Origin of the sequence: Nocardia amamiensis, from assembly GCF_015477605.1 — a bacterium.
In the GTDB taxonomy this organism is placed as follows: domain Bacteria; phylum Actinomycetota; class Actinomycetes; order Mycobacteriales; family Mycobacteriaceae; genus Nocardia; species Nocardia amamiensis_A.
Genome location: NZ_JADLQX010000004.1, coordinates 233484 through 260023, shown reverse-complemented (window position 1 = coordinate 260023; position 26540 = coordinate 233484). Strand labels below are relative to the sequence as shown.

Here is a 26540-nt window from a genome sequence, read left to right as displayed (position 1 = left end):
CATCGCGAGACAGGGTCCGCGTGATGTGCGGGTCGTCGGGCAGGATGGGTCGGCGTGGAGCAATCCGTCGTTTCGGTGGATGTCGTGGCGGTGCGGTTCTGGGACGAGGACGGTGCCGTGCGGATCGGGATCGCGCCCCGGGCTGTGGAGCCGTACGCGGGGGAGTTGGCGTTGCCCGGCGTGTTGCTCGCCCGAGGGGAGCGGCTGGCGGCCGCGGCGCGACGGGCGGTGTGCGTGAAGCTGGGCGTGCCGGATGCCGCAGTCGGTGCGGTCGGGCAGTTGATCACCTTCGACGAGCCGAACCGTGACCCGCGTGGGCCGACACTCTCGATCGCGATGTGGGCGGTGGTGGGGCCGCATGAGGGACCGGCGCGGTGGGTCGAGTTCGACGAGATACCCGAATTGGCGTTCGACCACAACCGGATCACCGAGGTGGCCCGCCGCGTGCTGACGCGGTTGCTGTGGAAGGACCTGACGTTCACCCGGGCACTGCTCGGTGAGGAGTTCCCCGCGACCAGGGCGGTCGAGGCCGCCACGGCGCTGTCGGGCGCGCGGCCCGACGCCGCCAACCTCAACCGCACTCTGGCGGCGATACCCGGCCTGGCGCGCACCGCTGAACGGCGTCGCGTCAAAGCGACTGGGCGACCGGCCGCGGTCTGGGCATTCGGCGCTGAGGAATGAACTGGGCCGTCATCGCCCAGCCCGCCACACCGGCCAGGCACCGCCGATCTCGGCCCGCGCGGCGAGGGTGAACAACAACAGTGAGCGGCGAACGTCATGGCGGGTGCGGTATCTACCCGGCTGTCTCCGGACGGGGCGAGCCGGGGACAACCTCGTAGACGGCGTAAGTCCGGCCGAGCACCGGGTAGGAGACATTGCGGACCGGCGAACCGCCGGGAGTGTGGCCGAACTCGGTTCCGCCGTGGGCATGCCCGTGCATCGCGAGCAGCGCTCCGCCCGCGTCGACGACCTCGGCGAGGGCGTGGCAGCCCAGTCCGGGGTAGATCTTGGGCGGCTCACCGGCCAGGGTGTCAAGGCATGCTCCCGGCATGGGGAGGCTGTCGCGGGCTCGACGGCCGAAACCGGTCGCGTGCCGGAAATCCGGCGTTCACGGGTCGGACACTCCCAGGGGGCCTTGGATATAGCTTTCCGCTATGTCGTGTTTCGGGCATGTTCAGTGGGGCAACGGGCGGTTGGGGCGCCGATGAAACGTCCATGAACACTCCCGCGAACGGCTATCCCGGACCGCGGTCGGAGCCGCATGGTTCGCGGTATGAGCCGCACGCAGCTGCTGTCGAAAGCCGTTGCCGTCCTGGCTGCTACGGTCCTTCCGATGACCGTCGCGGCGGGCGTCGGCGCGGCGGAGGCGCCGGTGGCCAAGGTCGTCGTGATCGGCCTGGACGGGCTGATGTACAGCAAGATCGAACAGGCGCGGGCGCCGAATCTGTTGCGGCTCAGCGGCGAGGGCTTGCTGAGCCGCTCCTCGATCGCGCCGCACATCACCATTTCCGGTCCGTCGTGGGCCAGCGTGCTCACCGGGGTGTGGGACCGTAAGCACGGCATCACGAACAACCAATTCACCGCCGCGCCGTTCACGCGGTATCCGACGGTCTTCACCCAGCTCGAGCGCGCCCGCCCCGGACTGAAGACCCACTCGATCGCGACCTGGGACCAGATCGCCACTATGGCGGGCAGCGGAACCCCGCGTGCCGACGTGGTGGTCTCCACCGCCCCCGCGCCGGACGACCCGGACGAATCCAGGACCGACGCCGCTACCGCCGCCGCCGTGGTCGCCGCCATCGGCAAGTTCGCGCCCGACCTGGTCTTCACACACCTGGACCAAGTGGACCGCGCCGGTCACGAGTCCGGCGGCGCGTCACGCGCCTACCTCGACGCCGTGACGCGCATAGATGCCCTGGTGGGCCGGATCGTCGCCGCCGTCGACGCCCGCGCCGCCGCGCACCCCGCTGAGCGGTGGACCATACTCGTCACGGCCGATCACGGTCACACGCCGAAAGGCGGGCACGGCGGCCAATCGCCGGACGAGACGACCAATTTCGTCATCGCCAGGGGCCCCGATTTCCGGTCCGGCACCACCAGCACCCCAGCAACCCTGGTCGACATCACCCCGACGGTGCTCGACATTCTCGAGGTGACCCAGCCCTCCGACCTGGACGGCCGCTCCTTCCGGCCCGACCAGGCAGCTATCCGGTGGCCGGCGACCGAACCCGAACCCGCCGCGGTTCGTTGATCACACCACCGACCGGACCTGGAATACCACAGTGCTGAGCGCCGGCGCCGTCGCCGAACGCGGCGGATCGCTCCGCCCCGGATGTTCGACACCCGGCGTCGGCACGTCCGGAGCAGGATTCGCCTTCGGCCCGCCGCGTCGCGCCCACGACGTGCCTCGGACCGAATTGCTGGTCCCGGCGTTGACCGCCCCCCGACGCCCGGACCGCGGCGATCCTTGACCCACGCGGCGACCCCGTACCGGCGAACCGTCCTGTTAACACTGGTAGAGCGCAGTTGAACAGCCGCGTTCGCAGCGCACACAGGGGGCGGGCAGCCTCGGGCGTGTCTGTTACGTGACGGTTGGTGGGCGCGGCCGACCTGCGCGGACAGCGTGTCCACCGCTGGTCCGGAGACCGCCGCAGGCGTGCCACGTCAGCTGTGCGGCACGTTCGCCCTTCGGCCGGACTAAAGTGGTGGTCCGGGAGGTTGCACCGGTCGGATAGGGTGTTCCGATCGAGGCGCGGAGAGGTGGTGGCATGACTCAGCATCTGGGCGAGGCGAAGGTCGAGCAATCGACATCGGGCCCGCAGCCGAACGGTGCCTCGGCCGCCTCCGACGGCGCGCAGCCCGCGAAGCAACCGGCAGCCGCGAACACGTCGCCCGTGCGTCAGCCCGGCACCACCGCCGCCGTCCCCACCTCGGCTTCGCGCCGGGTACGTGCGCGCCTGGCCCGCCGCATGACCGGTCAGCGCGGCATCGCGGCGGTCAAACCGGTGCTGGAACCGCTGGCCACCGTGCACCGCGAGCTCTACCCGAAGGCGAACCTGACGCGGCTGCAGCGCGCATTCGACGTGGCCGACGAGCGGCACAAGCATCAGTTCCGCAAATCCGGCGATCCCTACATCACCCATCCGCTCGCCGTGGCCAACATCTTGGCCGAGCTCGGCATGGACACCACCACGCTGGTGGCCGCGCTGCTGCACGACACCGTCGAGGACACCGGCTACAGTCTGGAGCAGCTCACCCAGGATTTCGGCTCCGAGGTCGCACACCTGGTCGACGGCGTGACCAAACTGGACAAGGTCAACCTGGGCGCGGCCGCCGAGGCGGAGACCATCCGCAAGATGATCATCGCGATGGCCCGCGACCCGCGCGTGCTGGTGATCAAGGTCGCCGACCGGCTGCACAACATGCGCACCATGCGTTTCCTGCCGCCGGAGAAACAGGCCAAGAAGGCCAAGGAGACCTTGGAGGTCATCGCGCCGCTTGCCCATCGCCTCGGCATGGCGACGGTGAAGTGGGAGCTGGAGGACCTCGCCTTCGCGATCCTGCATCCGAAGAAGTACGACGAGATCGTCCGTCTGGTCGCCGACCGCGCGCCCTCCCGCGACACCTACCTGGCGAAGGTGCGCGCCGAGATCGTCAACACGCTGGCCGCTTCCCGGATCAACGCGATCGTCGAGGGCCGCCCGAAGCACTACTGGTCGATCTACCAGAAGATGATCGTCAAGGGGAAGGACTTCGACGACATCCACGACTTGGTCGGCATTCGCATCCTCTGCGACGAGGTGCGCGATTGCTACGCGGCCGTCGGCGTCGTGCACTCGCTGTGGCAGCCGATGGCGGGCCGGTTCAAGGACTACATCGCCCAGCCGCGCTACGGCGTCTACCAGTCCCTGCACACCACGGTGGTCGGGCCGGACGGCAAGCCGCTGGAAGTGCAGATTCGCACCCAGGACATGCACCGCACCGCAGAGTTCGGCATCGCCGCGCACTGGCGCTACAAGGAGACCCGCGGTAAGCACTCCAACGACACCGCCGAGGTCGACGACATGGCGTGGATGCGGCAGTTGCTGGACTGGCAGCGTGAGGCCGCCGACCCGGCCGAGTTCCTGGAGTCGTTGCGCTTCGACCTGAAGTCGCCGGAGATCTTCGTCTTCACGCCGAAGGGCGACGTGATCACCCTGCCGCAGAAGTCGACGCCGGTCGACTTCGCCTACGCCGTGCACACCGAGGTCGGGCACCGCTGCATCGGCGCCCGGGTGAACGGCCGCTTGGTCGCGCTGGAGCGCCAGCTGGAGAATGGCGAGGTCGTCGAGGTGTTCACCTCCAAGGCGCAGAACGCCGGACCCAGTCGCGACTGGCAGAACTTCGTGGTGTCCCCACGCGCCAAGGCGAAGATTCGCCAATGGTTCGCCAAGGAGCGGCGCGAGGAGGCCCTGGAGAGCGGCAAGGAGCAGATCTCCAAGGAGGTCCGCCGCGTCGGGCTGCCGTTGCAGCGGTTGATGAGCGTCGACGCGATGACCGCGGTGGCCCATGAACTGCACTACAGCGACATTTCCACGCTCTACACCGCGGTCGGCGAGCACCAGGTCTCCGCGCACCACGTGGTGCAGCGCCTGATGGCCCAGCTCGGCGGCATCGGCGACGTGGAGAACGAGCTGGCCGAGCGCTCCACGCCGTCGACGACGCCGAGCAGGCAGCGGGTCACCGGCGACGCGGGCGTGCTGATCCCCGGTGCGCCCGGCACGGTCGCCAAGCTGGCGAAATGCTGCACCCCGGTGCCCGGTGACGAGATCATGGGCTTCGTGACCCGCGGTGGGGCGGTGAGCGTGCACCGCACCGACTGCACCAACGCCGGTTCGCTGCGTGATCAGGCCGAACGCATCATCGAGGTGTCCTGGGCGCCGTCGCCGTCGTCGGTGTTCCTGGTCGCCATCCAGATCGAGGCGCTCGATCGCACCCGCCTGCTGTCCGACGTGACGAAGGTGCTGGCCGACGAGAAGGTGAACATCCTGTCCGCATCGGTGGCCACGCACGGCGACCGGGTGGCGATCAGCAAGTTCACCTTCGAGATGGGCGACCCGAAACACTTGGGGCACTTGCTGAATGTGGTGCGCAACGTCGAAGGCGTCTACGACGTCTATCGCGTCACGTCGGCGGCCTGACCGGTCGCGGTTCTCTTATCTGCCGTTGCTGTCAATTAGCTGAGGTTCCAAGCGGTTTCGCGTGGCGTGGTCGAGTTTCCCTAGGCTGTCCTAAGCTCCGGTGGCTACGGGCCACCGGAAACTTACCGGGTCGTCTGCCGGGACCCGCTACGGCGTGTCGTGTGCCGATCGGCGTTTCGTGGAAGATTTCCGTCGATGCGGCGGTAATAGCCGGAATCTGTTACGGTCTATGGCGTTTCATGGCGTTGAGGGTAGTTGCGGCAAACGACTTGATTGCGGATCGCTATGACTGGATACACGGCACGAGTCTCGGGGATGCTGGTCGCATTCGCCGTGGCTGTGGCGACCGCCGGAGTCGCAGCGGCACAGCCGCCGAATCCCGCTGGCCCCTCCACGAACATCTCGATCGCGGCCTGTCCTGCCTTGTACGCCTTGGGGATTCAAGGCACCGGTGAATCATCGCCGGACGCTGCGCCCAGTACCGATACCGGCATGCTCTCGACGGTTTTCCGGCCGATGCTGGCCAAGGCCCCTGACACCGGTCTGGTCGACCGCGCTTACGTGCCATACGAATCCGGCTTCGGCGGCGCGACAGCCGGTGGCGCCGTGCCGTACTCGGAGTCGGTGGCGGGTGGGCTCACCCGTTTGCGGACCATGGCCGCGACCGTCGCCGACACCTGTCCGAACACCCGCTTCGCGATAGTCGGCTATTCACAGGGCGCCCACGTCGCGTCGATGTTCGCCCAGGAAATCGGCCACGGCCAAGGCGTGCTGCCCGCCGAGAAGGTCGCCGCGGTGGCCTTGTTCGGCGACCCGACCCGCAACGCGGGCGCGCCGCTGTTCCCCGGCGCACCGGGCAAGGCGACACCGGACGCCGCGCCGGGAACCTCGGGCGATCGGCTCGGGTCCCTCGCGGCTCTGCCGCTGGCGCCGGCCAGCGGCGGCGGGATCGGACCGGAGCGGGACCGAGCCGCCGACTTCGGGGCGCTCACCGGTCGCGTCGCGAGCTTTTGCGCGGCGGGCGATCTCGCCTGCGACGCCCCCGAGGGCGCGCCGGTCCTGAAGGCGGTCGCCAACCTCGTCGGCCAATCCAAGCTCAGCGGCGGCGACCCGATCGCTTCGCTGGTGTCGATCGCGCAGGCGCTGGCGTTCAGCTCGATCAAGACCGTTTCCGAGGTGGTCAACGAGGACGTGCAGGGCAATTCGCTGGCGACCCTGTCGATCTCGCCGAAGAAGTCGATCTCCCAGCGCCTCGCCGACGCCTCGGATCCGCGCACCCCCCTGGATCTGCCCGGCGCGCTGCAGGCCGTGCTCAAGATCGGCATGATCGGGTTGAACGCCGTGGTCACGGTGGTCAGGACGATCATCAATCCGGCGGCCATCTCCGAACTGGCCACCGCGGGCCTGTCCAATCCGCCGGTCGCGCTGCTGTCGCTCGGCGCGAAGCTGCTCGGCGCCATCCCGCAGCTTGTTCCGCCGACCACCGGCGCCCGGTTGGTCACGCAGGCATTCGACGCGGTGGTGCAGAGCATCACCGACAACAGCGAGCTGCTGAACACGACCACGTGGGTGCGCTACTGGGACACCATTCAGCGGCACACCGCCTACAACAGTGCGACCGTCGCGGCGAATGGTGCTGCTCCCACTCACTTCGTCGCCGAGTGGTTCGCGGCCGTCGCGCGCGACATCGCCGACGCTTTCGGCAGCAATGCCACGCCGCGTGCGGTGCTGGAGAAGCAGCCGACCGGATTCTTCGGCGACAGCTCCGGCGCGTCGCCCACGCCGAGTTCGTCCGGTACGGGACAATTTCCGTTCGGGACAGGAGCCGATGGCGCCTCATCCGGCGGCGTGACATCGATTCCGCCCACCGACCGAACCGGCACGCCCAACACCTACCCGTTCTCCACGAACTGATCGCCGAGAGGGTCCGACGATGCGATACTGCGTGCCCTGCTCTGCGGGAATGGGGGAATGTTGAAGTCGTACAAACAACTCTCCCGCTGGTACGGCGCTTTGGAGCCGGAAACCGGTGCCCCGGAAGCCGAAGGCCGGAGTGAGGCGAACACCATCATCCCCGCGGAGGACGACCTCCCCGCTCGGCGCTCCATCCGCGACGACGACGAAACGCGGCAGCGCAGGACCGACGACGTCCCGGCGGACCTACCCGCGCAGCGCAGGACCGACGACATCCCGGCGGACCTACCCGCGCAGCGCAGCGAATTCACCGGCGGCTGGTCGGATTGGGTGGTCAACGGCCGGGCGCCCGGCCCAGACGACGACTACGTCGCGCCGCGGCAGGCCGATCCAGCACGGATCCCATGGGCCGGCGACGAGACCGATCAGGTCGACAGCCCGCGTCCACGCGTGTCGCGGGCGCTGCGCCAGGCCGCCCGCGACCACCCCGCCATGCGCAGGGCCCGCATCCTGATCATCGTGATCGCGGCGGTGCTGGTACTGGCCGCGGCCGCCGTGTGCGTGCTGGTCGTGGTGCGTACGGCGGCCGATCGCGCCGCAGCGTCGCGAGACTCGCGCGGGCCCGCATCAGTGCAGCTCACCGTCGGCAGTGCGCAGGCGGCCGGCGCGGGCGCTTGCCCGACCGAACGCAGCGAGGCGATCGTGCGCAGCGCGGAGGCAGGCGGGACGACCTCCGGGCCGGACGCGGTGCTGTTGTTCCAGCACGCGTACTACGTCGAACGTTCCGGGGAGCGCGCCAGGGCGGCGGTCGCACCGGACGCCGCCGTGCAGCCCGCGTGGGTCATCCAACGGGGTATCGATACCGTCCCGGTCGGCACCACGCATTGCGTACGGATCGTGACGATCGGTGACAACCGGTATTCGGTGGAGGTCACCGAATACCGGCCCGGCGGTGTGCCCGCCACGTACAACAGGCAGATGGTCACCACCGCGGTGATCGACGGCCGCACCCTCATCATGGGGATCGCGGCCGGATAAAAGGAGAGCAGAGGCGATGGGAGAGGACTGGAGCCGCTGGCTCGACGAGGCGCCCGGGGCGGGCGAATCGTCGGGTCGGCCGGTGCGCTCCAAGGCTCCGGTGGTGCGTTTGCGGCGCGACAGGGATGAGGGGTCAGGGGCGGATCATTCCGCGCAACGGTCGATTCTGGTGGTCGGCGGATGCGGTGGCGCGGGCACCACCACGACGGCATTGGGTCTGGCGGGTGAGCTCGGCACGGGCGGGACGCCGACGGTGGCGGTGGACGCGACCTCGGCGGGCAGCGATCTCGCACTGCGTGGGGCGGACGAGCATCTGCACCCGATCAGCCTGCAGTCCTGGTTGTACGGTCGCGGTGGCGACGAGCCCGCGCCGTTGAAGGAATGCCTGTCGCGCGCGACGTCGGGCATCGGACTGCTGTGGCGCGATGCCGCGCCGCTGCGCAGACGTGCGACGTATCTCACGGTCGCCCGCGCGGTACGCGACGCGGGATACACCGCGGTCTACGACGGAGGACATCCGATTGCCGCCAGGCAACTGCTGCCCTTGCTCGACGACTCGGATGTGGCTCTGGTGCTGACGATTCCGGCGCGCAACGACGCGGCCAACCGGTTGCGGGTCGCGCTGGAATGGCTCGACGACCAGTTCGGCGACACCGCCGAGGGAGATGGTGGCGTCGTCGGCGATACGACCATCGTCGTCTCACACCAGTATCCGGACGGGGACTCGCGGGTAGCGGATCATTTGCGCGAGCACCTCTCCGGATGGGTTCGCGACATCAGGGAGATTCCGTACGATCCACACCTGGCCCGTGGTGAACTCGTGCGGCACGCCTCGCTGGCCGCCGAGACGCGCCGGGCATATGGGCGTCTGCTCGCCGGGGTGGCATCATGACCGCCGCCATGATTTTTCCGCGTCAGCCCGACCCCGATCCCGCGCCCGCCGGTGTGATCGCCCCGCCGGAGGCGCGTCGTGCCGCCATCTGGGACCGACCGGTGCCCGGCGTCGGCCGCGCGCCGCTGGTCTGGCTGCTGGGTGTGCACGGCGGGGCTGGAGCCAGTACCCTCGCGCATGTGCTTGCGCCCGCGGCGGATTCGGGCCGCCGCTGGCCCGGCGTCTTCGACCGCGAGAGTCCGTTCGTCGTCCTCGTCGCCAGGGAGACCATCGGCGGGCTGTCCCGCGCGCACGACCTGCTGCGCCAACATCTTTCGGGTTTCGCCGGCCCTTCCGAGGTGCTCGGCCTGATCACGGTCGCCGCGCGTCCCGGCAGGATGGCTCCCGAGATCCGGCGCTACCGCGACGTGGTGGGCTCGCTGGCCGGACAGGTGTGGCAGGTGCCGTGGTACGAGGAATGGACACTGGTCGAACCGGAGCAGCTGCCGGTGTGGTCGCCCGGCGATCCGCTGCCACCGAAGAAGCGCAAGCTCGATCTGCTGGAGGAAGTCCCGCTCGATGTCCGGGAGCTCGGCGCCGACATCGTCGCGGCCGCTCGGACGGCACTGGAGGAGGCCACCTTCGATCGCCGGGGTCCGGATCTGCGGAAGCCGCCCGATCAGTGAACGTACGCATCGAATCGGCGACAACACACCACTATTCGAGAAAGGCACCCGATGAGCATGATCCTCCTCGCCGTGCAGGACACGTACGGCACCGTACTGGCGCAAGTCGGTAATCCGACGCCCGAAGCGCCGCCGGGCTCGGAGAAGATCTTGCAGCTGGTGCGGTATCTCACCTGGTTCGTCCTGCTGTCCGGAATCTGCGGCATCGTCTACGCGGGCGGCAAGTTCGCGTGGGAGAAGTGGACCGGCGGTGGTCTCGAATCGCCGAAGATGGTGGCCGGAGCAATGATCGGCGGCGTGGTCGCCACCAGCGCAGGCACCATCATGAACGCCGTGATCGGCACCTGAGGTCCGCGATGAGTACCGTGCGCATGTCGGCCGCCGAATTGCTGGCCTACAAACGGATGCCCGCCGAAGTCCTCGCACCGCTGATGCAGTTGCTGAACTGGCTGTTGTGGTTCGTGCTGCTGGTGTGCCTGGCCTGGATGATCGTGTCGGCGGGGAAGCTGTGGCTGACCTTCCGCAGCGATCTGGCCATGAACGACGCCTCGCACGGTGTGCTGATGAGCCTGCTGGGTGCGGTGGTGGCGAGCACGGCGTCGGGGATCGCCCTGGCGTTCCTGCCCGCGTGAGCCGCAACGGGATGGGGACGACGCGGGAATGACTTCCACGGTAATGCGGCCGACGGACGGCACCGGGTGGCGGTGCGAGATCCGCCTGCCCGCTGCCGGATTCGTCGGCGCCGCGCTGGTGGCTGCGGCGGTCGGCTGCGGCGGTGGCGACGACATGGGCGGACCTGATCTGGCCGCGTCTCCGACCAACGTGCGCTGGCAGCCGTTCCAAGGCGTGCCGCTGCCGGTCACCGACCAGGGCCCGAAGTCGATGGCTGACGGCGCGGCAACCGGTTTCGAGCATTCCCCGCGCGGCGCAGGCGTCGCCGCGATAACCCATTCCGTGCGGCTGGCGATTGCCGCCGATACCCAGTGGGCGAAAGTGGCCGCGCGGGAAGTCGTTCCGGGCCCGGCCAAGGACGAGTGGGCGATCAATCGGGTGCAGCTGTCGATCACCGGTCCGGCGAGCCCCGAGTTCGCGCCCAGGCTGCTCGGCTACCAGATCACCGGATACACCGAGCAGCACTCCACCGTCGACGTGTACACCGTGTATTCCGACCGGTCCACGGCGGTGCACCACACCGCCGTCGAGTGGTTCGGCGACGACTGGAGATTACGACTGCCCGACCCCGGCTCGACCGCACGACCCATCGACTCGATCGACGCATTACCCACTGGCATCGTGAAATTGGAGGCACCGACGTGAGCGAGCGCCAGCGAGCGAACCGAGGACGCAGCGCGCCTTCGCGCACGACGGAGCTGAGCGCCAGCGAGGCGCAGTCGTGAGCGACAACCAGTCGTACGCGCGTGATCGTGTCTCGTTCGGTGTCGTCGCGTCCGCCGCCGTGCTGGCGCTCATCGTGGTCGTCGGCATCTTCGTCTTCGTCGGCCGCGACGACGAAGGCGTGGGCGGCGCTCCGGCCGTCTCCGAGGGTTCCGGCGGCACCGGTTTCGCCAGCCCCGAAGTGGACATCCTCGGCAGGCGCGTCGATGTGCCGAACAGCGCACCGGGACAACCGCTTCCGCAGGATCCGACGCGGCAGCGCAAGCCGACCGACCCGGACTGGCTGACCGCGGCGCCGGAAGGCACCACCGAGCCGCACGGCTGGCAGCGGGTGTACGGCGCCTCGGTGCCCTTCTCCACCTCCGACGGGCCCACCCGCATCGAGGACGACCTGGCCGTCGGGTACTCGCACACCCCGCAGGGCGCGGTGCTGGCGGCAGCGCAGATCACCTACCGGCTCAACGCTCGTCCCGCTCACCGTGACCTGTATGTGCGTCAGGTCCGGGTCTCCGCGCAGCAGATCGCCGCCTATGACAAGGCGCTGGCCGACGACCGCCTGCCCGAGCAGCAGCCGGAGAAGGTGACCCGCTACTTCGTCGCCTCCGACGCGTTCAAAGTCGACGATTACGCCGACGATCTCGCCATCGTCCGCCTGGCAACCAGGGGACCGGTGGTGGACGGCAAACAGCTGTGGGCGGCGACTCGCCTGGTCATGGTGTGGGACGCGGGTGACTGGCGGTTGAAGCCTTCGACGTCCAACAACGCGCAGACGGAGTATCTCGAGTCGCTGGCGGGGTGGACGAAGTGGTGATCACGCGAGGTTCCGGTCGACCACCACTGGCGCTGCTGGGCGCGGGCGCGGTGCTCAGCGTTGCGATCGCCGCGGTCGTCACGGTTGCCACCGCGCGGGACAACGCATCCGGTGACGACCACGCCGCGAGGTCCGGCACGACGTCGGGGAGCGCTCCGGCACTCGCGTCTGCCGTCCCCGGCGGCACCGCCACGGTATTCGGCAATCCCGAGACCGACATGTTCGGCCGACGCGTCGATGTCCCGGTCGCCGCCGCAGGTGTAGCCCTGCAACAGGATCCCAACCAGCGGCAGCAACCCGGCACGCCGGGATGGACCGCCGCCGCGCCGCCGCCATCGAACGGCGAAGGGGTGTGGCAGCGGATATTCGGCGGTCCCGTCGTGCGTTTCTCGGCATCCGACGGACCGTCCAGGATCGATGGTTCCGCCGCGGTGGGATTCGCGCATACACCGCAGGGCGCCGCATTGGCCGCCGAGCAGATCTACTGGCGGACCAACGCCAATCCCAAGGATCGTGACCTGCTCGTTCGTCTGGTCGAGGTGACGCCGCGGTATCTGGCCGACTACGACCGGCTGGTCGCCGAGGGCAAGGTGTCCGACCGCCTGCCCGACAAGCTCCGACCCCTGTTGTTCGCTTCGGACGCGTTCCGGATCGAAAGCTATGCAGATGATTTCGCGAAAGTGCAGTTTGCGAGAAAGGCTCGAGAAACAGTTGATGGCCAACCAACATGGGTGGGCATGCGCCTGGCGGTCATGTGGCGAGACGGAGATTGGAAGCTCACCACGGTGACAGGCGACGAGCGAGTGCAGATCGAGTCCCTGCGGAGCATCGAGGGGTGGACACAATGGTGAGGCGGATAGTCACGATATTCGCGGTCATCTTCACGGTGATGATCGCGACGCCGACCGTGGCCTACGGGCAAACCTACGGTTTCGACGAAACGTGCAACGAAATCCACGACACGCTCGACAACGTCGGCCTCCCTGGCATCTCCCTCGGTGACGCCGCTTCCGCCGCGTGTAAGGCGGGCAATGCCGCCTCGCATCCGGGGCAGGCGGCGACGGCGGTCAAGGACAAGGCATGGGACTCGACGTTCGGCAAGGTGGTCGACTCATTGATGAACGGCCTCGGCGAGGCCATCATCCTGGCGCTGACCTTCTGGATGAAGGTGCCCAACGAGGCGGTCAGCGATTCGGGCTCGCTGTTCACGAAGATCAACGACTACACCTATCAGGCGCAGATCTTGCTGCTGATCGCGTCGGTGATCATTTCCGGTGCGCGGCTGGCCGAGGCGAGACGCGGAGCCGTGATGAACGAGGCGGCCGAGTCTTTCCGGATGTTCACCCGCGTGGTGTTCAGCTCCTGGATGCTCGGCGCGGTGATCGTGGCGGGCACGCAGGCCTCGGATCGTTTCGCGGAGTGGATCATCCAGGACTCGACCAACGGCAATGCCAAGGATCTTGCCGAGCTGATGGTGAAAACCAGTAAGCTGCAAGCTTTTTCGCCCGGCCTGGTGCTGATCATCGCGATCGTCGGCCTGCTCGGCGCGCTGGCGCAGATCGTGCTCGCCATCGTCCGCCAAGGCCTGCTGGTGATCGCGGCCGGAGTGCTGCCGCTGGCGGCGGCGGCTTCCGGCATGAACGTGGGCAAGCAGTCCTATCAGAAGCTGATCGGCTGGATCATCGCCTTCATGCTGTGGAAACCGGTGGCGGCGATCGTTTACATGATCGCCTTCACCACCGCGGGCCACGTCGACGCGCTCACCCCGACCGGTGGGCTGCCCGACGGCGAGCAGGCCCAGCGCATGCTGGTCGCGATCGTGCTGCTGTGCAGCGTGGCGTTCGTGCTGCCCGCACTGATGAGGCTGGTCACCCCGGCCGTCGCGATCGTCGGCAGCGGTGGTTCCGGTCTGACCGCCACCGGCGGCACGTTGCTCGCGGTGGCGGGCCTGGGTGCCATGGGTACCAAGGCCGTTGGGGTCAAGGGCGCCGCAGCGCCGGGCGCGGCGGGCTACGTGAGCGGCAGCGGAACCGGTCCGCGCCCGGGCGGCGGCGGCAGCCCGCGCGGCGGCGGAGCGCCGCGGCCGACCACGCCCCGGGGTGGCGGCGGCGGTCAAGGCGGCGCGGCCCCGCGCGCCTCCGGACCTGCGGGCGCGGCCGGGGTAGCCTCCGGATCGGCAAGGGCGGCAGGCCGGATCGGCGCGGCGCGCGCCGCGAGCGGCGGACTGAACCGGGCCGAGCAAGCCATGGGTGACGTCGCGGGCGATCGCTGGACCAACCGTTCACCCGACCTCGGGAGGAGCACCATTCCGCGATGACACTCACCGACACCTACGAGCGGCGCTCGTACGGGCTCTGGCAGAAGCCGCGCAGCGCGGGTCTTTTCGGCCTGCGCTGGGAGGAGACCGTGCTCGGCTTCGCGGTCGTGATCACGGCCCTGATCACCGCGATGGTCGGCGGCTTCCAGTGGGGGCTGATCGTCGGCGGCACCGGAGTCGTCGTGATGGTTCCCCTGGTGTGGCGCACCGGAGGTCGTTCGGGCTATGAGACGGGATTGATGATGTTCAACTGGATGCGCTCGCGCAGTCGCGGCGAGCATGTGTACCGCGGGGGCCGCTTCTCCCGGATCCCGGGCGGCGTCACCCGATTGCCCGGTCTGCTGGCGCCCTCCAAGCTCTACGAGGGCATCGACGCGGGCGGCTACAGCTTCGGCATGATCCACCTGCCGCAATTCGCGCAGTACACGGTGGTGCTGCGGGCGTGGCCGCAAGGCCACGAGGCGGTGGACCAGCCCGTCATCGATCGATGGGTCTCGGCGTGGGGCACCTTCCTGGCCTCGGTCGGCCAGACCAGCGACATCGTCGCCGTCGTTCCGGTCATCGACACCGTGCCGGAGACCGGAAACCGGTTGCTGACCGAAGTTTCCACGATCACCAGGCCCGAGGCGCCGGAACTGGCCCAGCAGGTGATGTACGAACTGGCCACCGAGCTGCCGCAGGAGCGGGTGCAGTTGCTGCCACGCGTGGCGATCACGTTCAAGGCCACCACCGCCGAGCGCCGCAAGAACCCGGCGGAGGAGGCCGTCGAGATCGGCCGCCGCCTGCCCGGCATCTGCGCCGCGCTGGCGGAGGCGGGCGTGCGCGCGCAGCCGATGTCGGCCGACGAGGTGATCGCGTTCATCCGGCGCAGCTACGACCCCGCCTCGCAGGCCGATCTGGAGGTCGCCGCAGGCGAACCCGAAGGCCACGGACTGGATTGGGCAGACGCGGGCCCGGTGTCCCATGACGAGAAGTGGGATCACCTGGTGCACGACGGCGGCCGGTCGGTCACCTGGGAGATGGACGCGGCCCCGGAGGGCGCGGTCGACGAGCGGGTGTTGCAGCGGTTGCTCGCGCCGAATCCCGAAGTCCCGCGTAAACGTATCGCGATCGTGTACCGTCCGCACTCAGCCGCCGACGCCGCCGAAATCGTCGACGACGATTTCAAGAACGCGCTGGTGGCCCAACAGAGCGAACGCGGGGTCGTGTCCGCGGCGGCGACGCTGCGGGTAGGTGCGACTCAGCAGGCCCGCGAGGAGCAGGCCAGGGGTCACGGTGTGACCCGCTTCGGGGCGCTGGTGACCATCACCGAGCCACTGCGCGGCGACCTGCCGCGCATCGAAGCCATCACGCGCGACCTGTCGACCCAGGCGCGCTTGAAGATTCGGCGGTGTTACCGCTACCAGGCGGCGGCCTTCGCGGCTTCGCTCGGTTGCGGGGTGATCCTGCCGGAGCACGCCACTATTCCGAAGGCACTGGCGGGGTGAGCGATTCATGGCACGGGACTACGAGCCACCCGTACGGGAACGGGACGAGGACGCGCGCGGCAAACGACTCGAGCAATCCGGCCGGGACGAGTGGGGACAGCGGCCGGCCCGGCCGCGGCACCCCGCACGGGATTCGGCGCGAGTGAACGGCGGCGACCGGCTGGGCGTCGAGACGTCCGATCGGCGCGCGGCGCGTGACGCCGAGCGGCGCGCGCGAGCAGGCGCGGACCGCTCCCACGGCGAGCGCGGCTCCCGCGTGCCTCGCGACGCGGCCACCGAGCGCATCGCCCGGCGCCCGGACCGCAACGGCGCCAGGAACGGCCGGGTGGCACGGCCAACCAAGGTCGACTACACGGCCGACCGTGCCATGGGTACCCCTTACCAGGACAAAGCGGCACGCCGCGCGAAGGCCAAGGCGGATCGGCGCAAACAGTCCGGCCCTCCGCTGCTCGACGATGCCACCCGCGCCAAGCTGGAGATGATCGCCCGCGAGGGCAGCGGTCTTCGGGCGGCGTGGGCGCAGTTCCGGGTCCGCACCGACGACATCCGCCGCCGCAATTACGCGGCCAGGGCTGAGCAGACGATCGAGGACGGATTCGACCGCAGCACAGCGCAACTCACCGACCGCGGTTACGCGGGGCCGGGCGGCGGCCGGATGAACGTGGTGGGCCGCCCGGTCGAATACCGTGCCACCACCGCCCAGGTCGCCGGCTTGTGGCCGTGGTCGGTCGGCGCGGGTGCGCCGCTGATCGGCACCCCGCTCGGTTCGCATCTGCACACCGGGGCCCCGGTCTGCTTCGACCCGATGAACTGGTTCATGCGCGGCAGCTTCATCACCGCACCTAGCCTGTTCGTGCTCGGCCTCAACGGTTTCGGCAAGTCCTCGCTGGTGCGCCGGATCGTGCTCGGCGGCATCGCCCAGGGGATCACGCCGCTGATCCTGGCCGACGTCAAACCGGACTACCGCAAGATGGTGGAGCTGGTCGGCGGTCAGGTGATCGATTTGGGTTACGGGCACGGCAAGCTCAACCCGCTCGCCGCGGGCGTGCTCGGCGCGGTGGTTCCGCGGCTGGAAGAGTTCCCTGCCCTGCAGCTGCAGGTGCTGCAGGACCTGCGTGCCAGGCAGGTGACGCTGATCGCCGGTCTGGTCGAGCTGGTGCGCGGCGATCGCGTCCGCGACTACGAGGAGACACTGATCTCGACCGCTCTGCGCATCCTGTACCGGCCCGGCAGCGGGTATACGCCCGACCAGCCGCCGATCATGGAGAACCTCCTCGACGTGATCGTCAGTGGCGGTGACGAATTGATGCTGGACGCGGGCGCCGACAACCCGGCCGAGTACCAGGAGGCGATCAAGGGCCTGCGCCGCTCGCTGCGCGCGCTCACCCAGGGCCCGTTCGGCGCGGTCTTCAACGGACAGACCACCGTGCCGATCGATACCAGCGCGGTCGCGGTGTGCATGGACGTCTCGCACATCCCGACCGGCGACAAGAAGCTCAAGGCCGCGGTCATGCTGGCCTGCTGGGCCGACGGCTTCGCCTCGGTGGAGGCCGCGCACGTGCTGGCCGACGCGAAGCTCGGCCCGCAGCGCTATTTCCAGGTGGTGATGGACGAGCTGTGGCAGGTGCTCGGTCTCGGCGACTTCATGGTCGACCGCGTCGACGAGCTGACCCGACTACAGCGCGGCATCGCCACCGCGCTGATCATGATCAGCCACACCATCAAGGACCTGCAAGCACTCGGATCGGAAGCCGCGATCGCGAAGGCGCTCGGCTTCCTCGAGCGAGCGCGCGCGAAGATCTTCGGCGCGCTGCCTGCCGAGGAGATCAAACGACTCGACAGCACGGTTCCGTTCACATCGGCCGAGGAGGAGATGGTGACCGGATGGTCCGCACCGCAGGCGTTGACGGGCGAGGCGCTCAAGCCGGGACAGCTGCGGCCGTCACCGCCCGGTACCGGTAAATTCCTGCTGAAGATCGGTGAGGACCGCAGGCCAGGCATCCCGTTCCACATGGAATTCACGCTGTCGGAGAAGGAAAGCGGGATCCACGACACCAACCAGCGGTTCAGCGAATTCACCGAATCGACCTCGCGGGGAACGGACTCGCCGGGGAGTGCCGCATGATGCCGCATCGGTCCTACCGCCGCGTCTCACCCGAGGTGCGCGAGGCGGCGGTCGCGCAGGTCATCGCGCTCACGGGCAAGCTGCGCAGCGAGTCGGAGGCCTGTCGCGTGGTCGCCGAGCAGATCGGTGTGCACACGAATTCGGTGCGGAACTGGGTGCGCGCGGCCGAAGGCCCCGGTCTGGAACGCATGGACGCGACCGCGCTGCGGCGCAAGGTCGCGCTGCTACAACAGCAATTGGCCGCCGCCGCCGAGATGAATCGCACTTTGGCCGACACGCTCAACGAAGCGCGGCGCCGGACGTGAAACACGCCTGCGCGCGGCATTCTGCCGGGGTGCGGCGATGAGCGGAAAATCGGTGTTGTGGACCGCGCTCGGCGCGGTGCTCGGACTGGTGACCGTCGTGCTGGTCATCGTCATGCCCGCGGTGGACGACCCTTGCGAGGGCGGCTCGGTGCTCGGTTCGCAGTCGGCGCTGCCGCCCTTGGGTGGGCACCCGCCGGGCGATCGAGGGGCGGCGGCGACCGCGAATCCCACCGGGACACCGGCCAATCCGGCCGCGACCGCCACGCCCTCGCTGGCTGCCGGTGTCGGTCCGCTGCGCCGCACGCTGCCGCTGGCCATCGGAACCTTCACCGTCTCGGACGTTTTCGGCTCTCGTGGGGGCGCGCACAGAGGTGTCGATATGGCCGCCGCCGACGGTACCCCCATTTTCTCGGTGTCCGACGGCCGTGTCGTCGCCGCCGGCCCGGCGTCGGGTTTCGGCAACTGGGTCGTCGTCGATTCGGTGGACAACAACGGGCGTTCGTATTCCGCGGTCTACGGCCACATGTGGGACTCGGGTGTGCTGGTCCGCGCAGGCGACACGGTGGCCGCGGGTCAGCACATCGGCGCGGTCGGTTCCGCGGGCGAATCCAGCGGTCCGCACCTGCATTTCGAGATCGTGCCGGGCGGCCGGTTCACCGGCGGGCGGCAGATCGACCCGCTGCCCTGGCTGGACGGCGCGCCCACACCGGATATCGGCGGCGCCCACGCCTTTTCCAGCGATCCGCGGTGCAGCCTCGGCTTCGGTACCGCCGGTGGCGCGCTCGCCCCGGGAAAGGTGCCGCAGGAACTGGAGATCTGGTACCGGCGCGCGGGTTCGATCTGCCCGCAAGTCACGCCGTCGCTGCTGGCCGCGCAGGGCAGGCAGGAGTCCGGCTTCCGGCGCGGCGCGGTCTCGCCCGCGGGTGCGCAGGGCTTGGCCCAGTTCCTGCCGGGCACCGCGGCTTCCACCAATCCCGATGACGGCAGGCCGTACGTCATCGACGCCGACGGCAACGGTGTGGCCAGTGTGTGGGACGACGGCGACGCGATCGTCGGCCAGGGCCGCTACATGTGCGCGATCGCGCACAAGATCCTGCGGTGGCAGTCCGAGGGCCGAGTGCAAGGCGACCTCGTCGCGCTGACACTGGCGGCGTACAACGCCGGCGAGGGCGCGGTGCTCGCATCGGGCGGCATGCCCAACCAGGTCGCGGCGCACTACGCCGAGACCCAGCCGTATGTGCGGAACATTCTCGCGATGGAGTCGCAGTACCGCGCGCCGGGCTCGCTCGGCCGGTTCACGCCGGGGGAGAGCGCGACCGGCGACCAGATCGTGGAAGCCGCACACGAATGGCTCGGCACGCCCTATGTCTGGGGCGGTGGCGGGCCGCAGGGGCCCAGCGGTGGCGGTCTGGACGGCCCCGGTCTGACCTCGGCTGCGGTGTTCGCGGCGTCCTCCGGCGCCGTGACGTTGCCGCGCACGGCCGAACAGCAATGGGAGGCAGGTGTGGAGGTGCCGATGAGCCGGGTTCAGCCGGGTGATCTGGTGTTCAGTTCATTCGGGCCGCGCGGACCGGCGCTGGTCGGCATCTACACCGGAAACGGCCGGATGATCCAGTCGGTTCCGGGAGCGGACGCCCGATCGGCGGGCGGCGTCTCGGAAGTCCCGGTACCGGGCGACGGACGAGCGAGGAGGGTGCTGTGAGCGAGCTTGGGAGCGCACCAATGACACAGCGCGCATCGCGCACGGTGGCGCCGAGCGCCAGCGAGGGGACGCCGTGAGCGAGCTTGCGAGCGCACCATCGACACAGCGCGCATCGCGCACGGTGGCATCGAGCGCCAGCGAGGGGACGCCGTGAGCGAGCGAACAATGGACGCAAGCACTCGCTCGTGCCGGGGTCGAGCGTCAGCAAGGCGCGGGCATGAATGAGCGAGTGACAGGTACAGCCGCCTCGACGGTCGTGGCGGCGCCGAACGCGGTAAGTGCGGGCAGCGGTACCCACGGCCCCGAACACGCGGTCGCAAGGCTGCCGCGGCGTGGCGCGCTGCCGCTAGCCTGGAAAGATAAAGCAAGTGCACGCGCGAAACTGGTGGTGATGCTGGTGGTGAGCGTCGCGGTGTTGAGCGCGGCCTGTGGCCGTGCGGACCGCGCGGATCCGGGTTCCGATGCGGCGCATCCGGCTACGTCCACGACCCGCCTGCTCGAGGTCGCTCCCGCGCCGGATCCGGTGAGTCCCGACGGTGTCGCGGTCGCGGCGCTGCGGGAGATCTACAGCTGGGAGCCCGCCACCGAGAGTCCGGGTGCTTCGCTGTCCCGGGCACGGAAGTTTCTCGGCCCCAGCCTGATTCGTATGCTGGACACGGCGACGACCGCGGTGGAGACACCGAAGTCGTCGCTGCAGTGGTCGGATTGGGCGAGAGAAGGGGCGCGTGTGGAGGCGTTCACCTTCGCGTCCGGCGAGAAGGCGCCGATCCACACCGATCCGAACGTCCAGCAGTTCAAGATCGGGATCGAGCAGACCGTCGTCTACCCGAACGGGCGCAAGGAGGCGTTGCCGCCCGCGACGGTGATCGCCACCGTCGTGCGCACACCCGACGGCTGGCGGCTCGACGCGTTCCGCTGACCACCCGCTTTCCCCACCGGACGGCCGAACCAGGAGGCACACATGGCGAAGAAGAAAAAGGTGACGGATCCGGCCGTACCCGGACCAGACGTCAGCCTGCTCCTGATCTACGCCGGCTTCGCGATCTTCGGAACCCTCTGGCTCGCGCTTCATCTGGGCAACATGCTCGCGGGCAGCCCGCAGAAAGTCCCGATCAACCCGATCGCCATCGCCGCAGAGCTGGCCAGGGGAAAGCTGCAGTGGCCCGGCGCGGCCACGGCGATCGTCCTGCTGGTGATCCTCAGCGTGGTCGGCTACCTCATGATTCGCAAGCAGCTGCAGAAGAGCCAGTCCAAGGGCAGGCTGCCGGTGGACGACAAGGCCGACGTGATGGGCAACGGCGGCGCGATCTCGATGCTCACCGAGTCAGGTGTCCGGGAGAAGGCCCAGCAGCTCGGTGTGAAACTTCGCGACGGCGGCGTTCCCGGCGTGCCGATCGGCGTCGGCGTGGCCGACGGCGTCATGCTCTACGGCTCGTACGAGGATCTGCACCTGGACATCTGGGGCCCACGGCAAGGCAAGTCGACCTCCCGGGTGATCCCGGCGATCCTCACCGCGATCGGGCCGGTGCTGGCCACCTCGAACAAGCGCGACGTGGTGGACGCCACCCGAGACGTCCGGGAGGCCAAGGGGAGTCCCACCTTCGTCTTCGACCCGCAGGGAGTCGCGGGCGAACTGCCGACCTGGTTCTGGGATCCGCTGTCCTGGGTGGACGCGAAAAGCGAAGGGTGCGAAATGCGCGCGGCGCGGCTGGCCGGGCACTTCGCCGACGGCGACGACGGCAGCGACAGCACGACCGACTCGTTCTTCGATCCGGAGGCCGAGGACCTGCTGGCCGGACTGTTCCTAGCCGCCGCGGTCGGCGACCGCAACGGCAGCCGTCCGATCGTGCAGGTTTGGGAATGGGTGACCAACCCGCAGGACACCGAGCCCATCGAACTCCTGCGCGCCGCGCGCCACCATTACACGGCCTCCGGCCTGTCCTCGCAGTACAACGCCGACGCGCGCACGCGCAGCGGCATCTTCGGCACCGCCAAGAAGATGATCCGCTGCCTGAAGTTGTCGAACGTGCATCCGTGGATCACCCGCGGCGGCGACCGCAGGGAGTTCGACGAGCTGGAGTTCCTGGACCACAACGGAACGCTGTACAGCTTGTCGCTGGAGGGCCGCGGCTCCGCCGCGCCGCTGGTGAGCGCGCTCACCGAGGCGGTGATCGACGTCGCGATGCGCAAGGCTTCGCAATCGGCCGGTGGGCGACTCGCGGTTCCGTTGCTCGCGGTGCTCGACGAGGCCGCGAACGTGGTGCGCTGGAAGGATCTACCCAAGCAGTACAGTCACTTCGGCTCGCGCGGCATCGTGGTGATGACGGTGCTGCAGTCCTGGGCGCAGGGCGCGCGCTGCTGGGGTGAGTCCGGCATGAACGCCCTGTGGTCGGCGGCCAACATCAAGGTGCTCGGCAGCGGCGTGGACGACACCAAGTTCCTGCAGGAACGTTCGGACGTGCTCGGCGAGTACGACGCGATCTCGCAGTCGGTGTCGGAATCCAAAGGCGGCAAGAGCTATTCGCGCTCGCTGAGTTCGTCCAAGACGTTCACGGTCAACGCGCTGGCGACGTTGCCGCGCGGCCGGGCCATCCTGTTCCCGTCCGGAGCGCCGCCGGTGCTGCTGCGCACGGTGCCATGGTGGGAGGGCGAGTACGCTGCCGACGTGAAGCAGTCCATCTCGCGTCATGATCCGCAGCGCAAGACGGAGATCACGGATTTGGGCGGCGCGCCTTCGCTGACCAAGTCGACGCCGCCGCCGGAGTACGGACCAGCCGAGGAGGTTCGGCCGCTATGACCGAACAGCAGCAACAACCGATGATTCATTCGAACGTAGTCGATTTCGTCGAGAACTACCTCGCCGAGGTCTACCGGCGGCAGGTCACCGATCTCAGCGACACGGTGTGGTGCCCGGAGTGGTGGAAGCACGCCGAGGCGGTCGCTCGGCTGGACGCGTTGTGGCGGGCCTGGGAGCACTACCGCCAAGACGGGGCGACCGGCCTGAGCATCTGGTTCCTGGATCACGCGGACCCGCACATGCAGAAGCTGTTCGACCCCAAGGGGCCGTTCAAATACTGCAGTGTGCGCAACGGCCACAAGGACATGCTCAGCCCGCTGCCGACGAAATCGCCGCAGCACGGCATGTTCGGCGATCCCACCATCGGCGACTTCCGCATGTAACGGTTGCGCGAGAGCTGTTCGCGCGTCGAGCCCGCGAAAGACGAACGCCCGCTGGTCAACTCCAGCGGGCGCTCATTCGCCTGACTATCGCGTGCGCTCCAGGCCGCGGGATTCCTGTTCCCTCGGTCCTCTGGTGGCCGCAGGCGACTCGCCGGGGCGGCTGCGCACCGCCTCGCCCGGTGGCTGCGCCTGCCCTACTTCGATCAGCATCCGCACCGCGGCCAGTTCCGGGGCGACACCCATTTTGGCGAGATGGGCGGCTATCGCCATCCGGCGTTCCTGCGAGTCGTACTGCATCGCCGGCCTGGCGTTGGCGGCGGCCGTGGCGGCCATCCGCGAGGCCTCGGCTTGCGCGGAGAAGCGGTCCTTCTCCAGGGACACACCCCTTTCCGGGACCGGCTTCTCGATCAGCCGAGCCAGCTCCGTGTTCCGCGGATCCTTGGCCTTCGCGTCGCGGGCCTCCCGGACCTGCAGTTCCCTAGCCTCTTTGACGCGGGCCTCGGCGAGCTTGACTCGCGCTTCGATTTCTTTCTGACCACGCTCGCGGGTCTTCAAGGCGACGAGGGTCGCAAGCTGCAACATTGTCCTCATCATGGCCGCGGTTTCCCGGCCGATGTCGTCCAGTTCCTCGGACATGGCTGCTCCCCGATGCTGCAGTGATCACTATGGATGATGGTGGTGCTTCGTCACGGACGCCGCCACGCGAACTGTAGTCCCGTGCAGCGGGTCCCGCCTGCAAACGTGGACACCCGGAGTACTCGCGGCGTGGCGCACACTCTCCATCAGGGCGGTCCTGCCGAGGGGTGACTACGCTGCGGGAACTCCTTGGTTCGAGGTTACCCGACAAAGGTCGGCACAATCGAACGAGCGTGCCGCTTATCAGCATATATCGCACATTTCCGGCGCGTGTCGGAACGCGCCGGATGATCTTCGAAATAAGGCCAACCTAGCCGAATAAAGGTTCGCCTATCCTGACTTGGGCTGGGTACGCTCCGAACACTCGGGCCCGCTGCCGGTTCGGCGGCGGGCCCGGGAGTGCGGCGCTCAGCGGTCGATGCGCACCGACTGTATCGTGACCGGCTGGTTCGGCTTGCCGTCGCCGGGACCGTTGGAGTTGTCCTGGCCCACCTGTGCGATCTTGTCGAGGGTGCCGAGGCTGGTCTCGTCCACCGTGCCGAAGATCGTGTACTGCGGCGGCAACTTGGAATCCGCGTAGACGATGAAGAACTGGCTGCCGTTGGTGCCGGGACCGGCGTTGGCCATGGCGAGGGCGCCGCGCTTGTAGGCGATCGCGTTCTGGGTGGCGTTCGGGTCGTCCGGGGCGTACTGATCGGTCGGGTACTCGTTGTCGAATTCGTAACCAGGGCCGCCCATTCCGGTGCCGGTCGGATCACCGCACTGCAGCACCTTCAAACCCTCGTCCGCGGTCATCCGGTGGCAGTCGGTGCCGTCGAAGAAGTTCTGCGCGGCCAGGCTGACGAAGCTGTTGACCGTGCACGGCGATTCGGCGTTGTTCAGGGTCAGGCCGATCGGGCCCTGGCTGGTCTCCATGCTGACGCTGACCTTGGCATCGACCCCGGTGGTCGGGATGCCGTCGGCCTTCGGCTTGTTCGCGGGCTTGTCCGCGGGCTTGGCGCTGTCGCGGTAGACACAGTCGACCGTCGCCGGCTTGGCCTTCGCCGCGGGCGGCGCGGCGGCGGTGGGGGCGCTGGACAGTGAGGGGTCGGCGGCATCGGAGCCGCTGTCCTCGCCGCGGGTCAGGAAGTACACCCCGGTCACTGCGGCGACCACGACGACGATACCCAGCACCGATCCGGCGATCGTGAGTTGCTTGCGCTTGCGCGCCCGCTCGGCCCGGTTGGCGAGCTGACGCTCCAGCTTGCGTTTCGCCGCTGCTCGTCGCTGTTCGTTGCTCGGCACTACCACGTTCCTCCCGTATCCGGTGACATCGGGATAAGAGTGTGCCATTTCTTCCTGAGACTGCTCCGCATCCTTCCCGGGAGACGGTTCGGCGAACCGGTTGGACTTGCGGGGGCGTAGTGGTGGAAACTGGAGCATCGTGACCAAGACCAGCAGCTTCTCCGCCCCGAAGGGGGTACCGGACTACGTGCCACCCGGCTCGGCCGAGTTCGTCGCGGTGCGCGACGGCCTGCTCCGCGCCGCCCGACTGGCCGGGTACGGACATATCGAGCTGCCGGTCTTCGAGGACACGAACCTGTTCGCCCGCGGTGTCGGCGAGTCGACCGACGTGGTCACCAAGGAGATGTACACCTTCCCCGACCGGGGTGACCGCAGCGTCACACTGCGTCCCGAGGGGACCGCCGGCGTGATGCGCGCGGTCATCGAGCACGGCCTCGACCGCGGTCAGCTACCGGTGAAGCTGTGCTACGCGGGTCCGTTCTTCCGCTACGAGCGGCCGCAGGCCGGCCGGTACCGGCAGCTGCAGCAGGTGGGTATCGAGGCGATCGGCGTCGACGACCCGGCGTTGGACGCCGAGGTGATCGCCATCGCCGATGCCGGATTCCGCGGGCTCGGCCTCGACGGCTTCCGGCTGGAGATCACCTCGCTGGGCGACGAGACCTGTCGCCCGCAGTATCGGGAACTGCTGCAGGAGTTCTTGTTCCAGCTGCCGCTGGACGAGGAGACCAAGCGGCGTGCCCAGCTCAATCCGCTGCGCGTCCTGGACGACAAGCGGCCCGAGGTGCGCGCGATGACCGCGAACGCGCCGTTGATGATCGATCACCTCTCGGAATCGGCCAAGGCGCACTTCGAGCAGGTGCTCGGTCACCTGGAAGCGCTCGGCGTGCCTTACGTGGTGAACCCCCGCATGGTGCGCGGCCTGGACTACTACACCAAGACCACGTTCGAATTCGTGCACGACGGTCTCGGCGCGCAGTCCGGCATCGGCGGCGGGGGTCGCTACGACGGCCTGATGGCCGAACTCGGCGGCCAGCCGCTGTCGGGCATCGGCTTCGGCATCGGTGTGGACCGCACCATGCTGGCCCTGGCGGCCGAGGGCAAGTCGGCGGGCAACCCGGCGCGATGTGAGGTCTTCGGCGTGCCGCTGGGCGACGCAGCCAAACAGCGGCTGGTCGTGCTCGCGGCGCAGCTGCGAGCGGCAGGCGTGCGGGTCGATCTCGCCTACGGCGGGCGCGGCGTGAAAGGCGCGATGAAGGCGGCCGACCGATCGGGGGCGACGTTCACCCTGGTGCTGGGCGACCGTGACATCGCGGAGAACACCATCGGCCTCAAGGACATGGCGACCGGTGAACAGCGGCAGATCCCGCTGGCCGAAGTGGTGGGTGTGATCCGGGAGTCGCTGGCGGGATAGGCGTACCTCCGCCTTCGCTCCGGCCATGCGCGGACTGAGGGCGGACTCCGTCCGGCAGCGCTCATTATGCGTACCTCCGCCTTCGCTCCGGCGGGTCGGCGCGGGCCATCGGTTGCGCGGCATGGGCGCCGCGATCGGGGTACTCTGCGCCGAACCCGCCGCTGCCCGAGCGGCGGGCACGGTAGCGTGACCGGCGCG

General features: G+C 68.9%; 24 protein-coding genes. 21 read left to right on the top strand and 3 right to left on the bottom strand.

Features of this window, described 5'->3' with window-relative positions; genetic code table 11:
* Positions 1–54 precede the first annotated feature (54 nt).
* Positions 55–681: an NUDIX hydrolase gene (locus IU459_RS07735; protein ID WP_195128774.1), complete on the top strand. Its 627-nt coding sequence runs from the start codon at positions 55–57 to the stop codon at positions 679–681.
* Between the two features lie 112 nt (positions 682–793).
* On the opposite strand, the gene IU459_RS07730 is transcribed toward IU459_RS07735, so the two are convergent.
* Positions 794–1051: a hypothetical protein gene (locus IU459_RS07730; protein WP_228837527.1), complete on the bottom strand. Its 258-nt coding sequence runs from the start codon at positions 1049–1051 to the stop codon at positions 794–796.
* A gap of 222 nt (positions 1052–1273) precedes the next feature.
* Here IU459_RS07730 and IU459_RS07725 point away from each other — a divergent pair, with 222 nt between their 5' ends.
* From IU459_RS07725 to IU459_RS07635, 19 genes are all read left to right on the top strand, one after another.
* Positions 1274–2251, top strand: a complete 978-nt coding sequence (locus IU459_RS07725; RefSeq protein ID WP_195128773.1) for an alkaline phosphatase family protein — start codon at positions 1274–1276, stop codon at positions 2249–2251.
* Positions 2252–2768: 517 nt separating this feature from the next.
* Positions 2769–5180, top strand: coding sequence for a RelA/SpoT family protein (locus IU459_RS07720; protein WP_195128772.1), 2412 nt, complete (start codon positions 2769–2771; stop codon positions 5178–5180).
* Positions 5181–5495: 315 nt separating this feature from the next.
* Entirely contained in the window at positions 5496–7094 is a 1599-nt protein-coding gene (locus IU459_RS07715) for a cutinase family protein (RefSeq protein ID WP_195128877.1), read from the top strand.
* A gap of 57 nt (positions 7095–7151) precedes the next feature.
* Complete coding sequence (locus tag IU459_RS07710) at positions 7152–8132, top strand: hypothetical protein (protein ID WP_195128771.1); 981 nt, start codon at positions 7152–7154, stop codon at positions 8130–8132.
* Between the two features lie 16 nt (positions 8133–8148).
* The gene (locus IU459_RS07705) at positions 8149–9024 is read left to right on the top strand and encodes a MinD/ParA family ATP-binding protein (RefSeq protein WP_195128770.1); all 876 of its coding nucleotides are present in this window, start codon (positions 8149–8151) and stop codon (positions 9022–9024) included.
* Positions 9021–9689, top strand: a complete 669-nt coding sequence (locus tag IU459_RS07700) for a hypothetical protein (RefSeq protein ID WP_195128769.1) — start codon at positions 9021–9023, stop codon at positions 9687–9689. Before IU459_RS07705 ends, IU459_RS07700 begins: the two co-directional genes overlap by 4 nt.
* Positions 9690–9740: 51 nt before the next feature.
* Positions 9741–10037, top strand: coding sequence for a hypothetical protein (locus tag IU459_RS07695; RefSeq protein WP_195128768.1), 297 nt, complete (start codon positions 9741–9743; stop codon positions 10035–10037).
* Positions 10038–10045: 8 nt separating this feature from the next.
* Positions 10046–10321: a hypothetical protein gene (locus IU459_RS07690; protein ID WP_195128767.1), complete on the top strand. Its 276-nt coding sequence runs from the start codon at positions 10046–10048 to the stop codon at positions 10319–10321.
* Between the two features lie 28 nt (positions 10322–10349).
* Positions 10350–11006, top strand: coding sequence for a hypothetical protein (locus IU459_RS07685; protein ID WP_228837526.1), 657 nt, complete (start codon positions 10350–10352; stop codon positions 11004–11006).
* Between the two features lie 76 nt (positions 11007–11082).
* Entirely contained in the window at positions 11083–11895 is an 813-nt protein-coding gene (locus tag IU459_RS07680) for a hypothetical protein (protein ID WP_195128766.1), read from the top strand.
* Complete coding sequence (locus IU459_RS07675) at positions 11889–12746, top strand: hypothetical protein (RefSeq protein ID WP_195128765.1); 858 nt, start codon at positions 11889–11891, stop codon at positions 12744–12746. Before IU459_RS07680 ends, IU459_RS07675 begins: the two co-directional genes overlap by 7 nt.
* Positions 12740–14212, top strand: coding sequence for a hypothetical protein (locus tag IU459_RS07670; RefSeq protein ID WP_195128875.1), 1473 nt, complete (start codon positions 12740–12742; stop codon positions 14210–14212). Before IU459_RS07675 ends, IU459_RS07670 begins: the two co-directional genes overlap by 7 nt.
* Entirely contained in the window at positions 14209–15699 is a 1491-nt protein-coding gene (locus tag IU459_RS07665) for an SCO6880 family protein (protein WP_195128764.1), read from the top strand. The genes IU459_RS07670 and IU459_RS07665 overlap by 4 nt, the downstream gene beginning before the upstream one ends.
* A gap of 7 nt (positions 15700–15706) precedes the next feature.
* Positions 15707–17824 (top strand): hypothetical protein, encoded by a 2118-nt coding sequence (locus IU459_RS07660; RefSeq protein ID WP_195128763.1) that lies wholly within the window; start codon positions 15707–15709, stop codon positions 17822–17824.
* Positions 17821–18129 carry a transposase gene (locus IU459_RS07655; protein WP_067475294.1) on the top strand — a complete coding sequence of 103 codons (309 nt, stop codon included), beginning with the start codon at positions 17821–17823 and terminating at the stop codon, positions 18127–18129. Before IU459_RS07660 ends, IU459_RS07655 begins: the two co-directional genes overlap by 4 nt.
* Positions 18130–18166: 37 nt before the next feature.
* Positions 18167–19831, top strand: coding sequence for a peptidoglycan DD-metalloendopeptidase family protein (locus IU459_RS07650; RefSeq protein WP_195128762.1), 1665 nt, complete (start codon positions 18167–18169; stop codon positions 19829–19831).
* Between the two features lie 229 nt (positions 19832–20060).
* A complete protein-coding gene (locus IU459_RS07645) occupies positions 20061–20750 on the top strand; it encodes a hypothetical protein (RefSeq protein ID WP_324198784.1) in 690 nt (229 codons plus the stop codon).
* 42 nt (positions 20751–20792) lie between these two features.
* Positions 20793–22628 carry a type IV secretory system conjugative DNA transfer family protein gene (locus IU459_RS07640; protein WP_195128761.1) on the top strand — a complete coding sequence of 612 codons (1836 nt, stop codon included), beginning with the start codon at positions 20793–20795 and terminating at the stop codon, positions 22626–22628.
* Positions 22625–23011 carry a DUF4913 domain-containing protein gene (locus IU459_RS07635; protein WP_228837525.1) on the top strand — a complete coding sequence of 129 codons (387 nt, stop codon included), beginning with the start codon at positions 22625–22627 and terminating at the stop codon, positions 23009–23011. Before IU459_RS07640 ends, IU459_RS07635 begins: the two co-directional genes overlap by 4 nt.
* A gap of 84 nt (positions 23012–23095) precedes the next feature.
* Here IU459_RS07635 and IU459_RS07630 read toward each other — a convergent pair whose 3' ends face one another.
* A complete protein-coding gene (locus tag IU459_RS07630) occupies positions 23096–23647 on the bottom strand; it encodes a hypothetical protein (RefSeq protein ID WP_195128760.1) in 552 nt (183 codons plus the stop codon).
* Between the two features lie 408 nt (positions 23648–24055).
* Complete coding sequence (locus tag IU459_RS07625) at positions 24056–24931, bottom strand: peptidylprolyl isomerase (protein WP_195128759.1); 876 nt, start codon at positions 24929–24931, stop codon at positions 24056–24058.
* Between the two features lie 139 nt (positions 24932–25070).
* Here IU459_RS07625 and hisS point away from each other — a divergent pair, with 139 nt between their 5' ends.
* Entirely contained in the window at positions 25071–26342 is a 1272-nt protein-coding gene (gene hisS / locus IU459_RS07620) for a histidine--tRNA ligase (protein WP_195128758.1), read from the top strand.
* Positions 26343–26540: the final 198 nt, after the last annotated feature.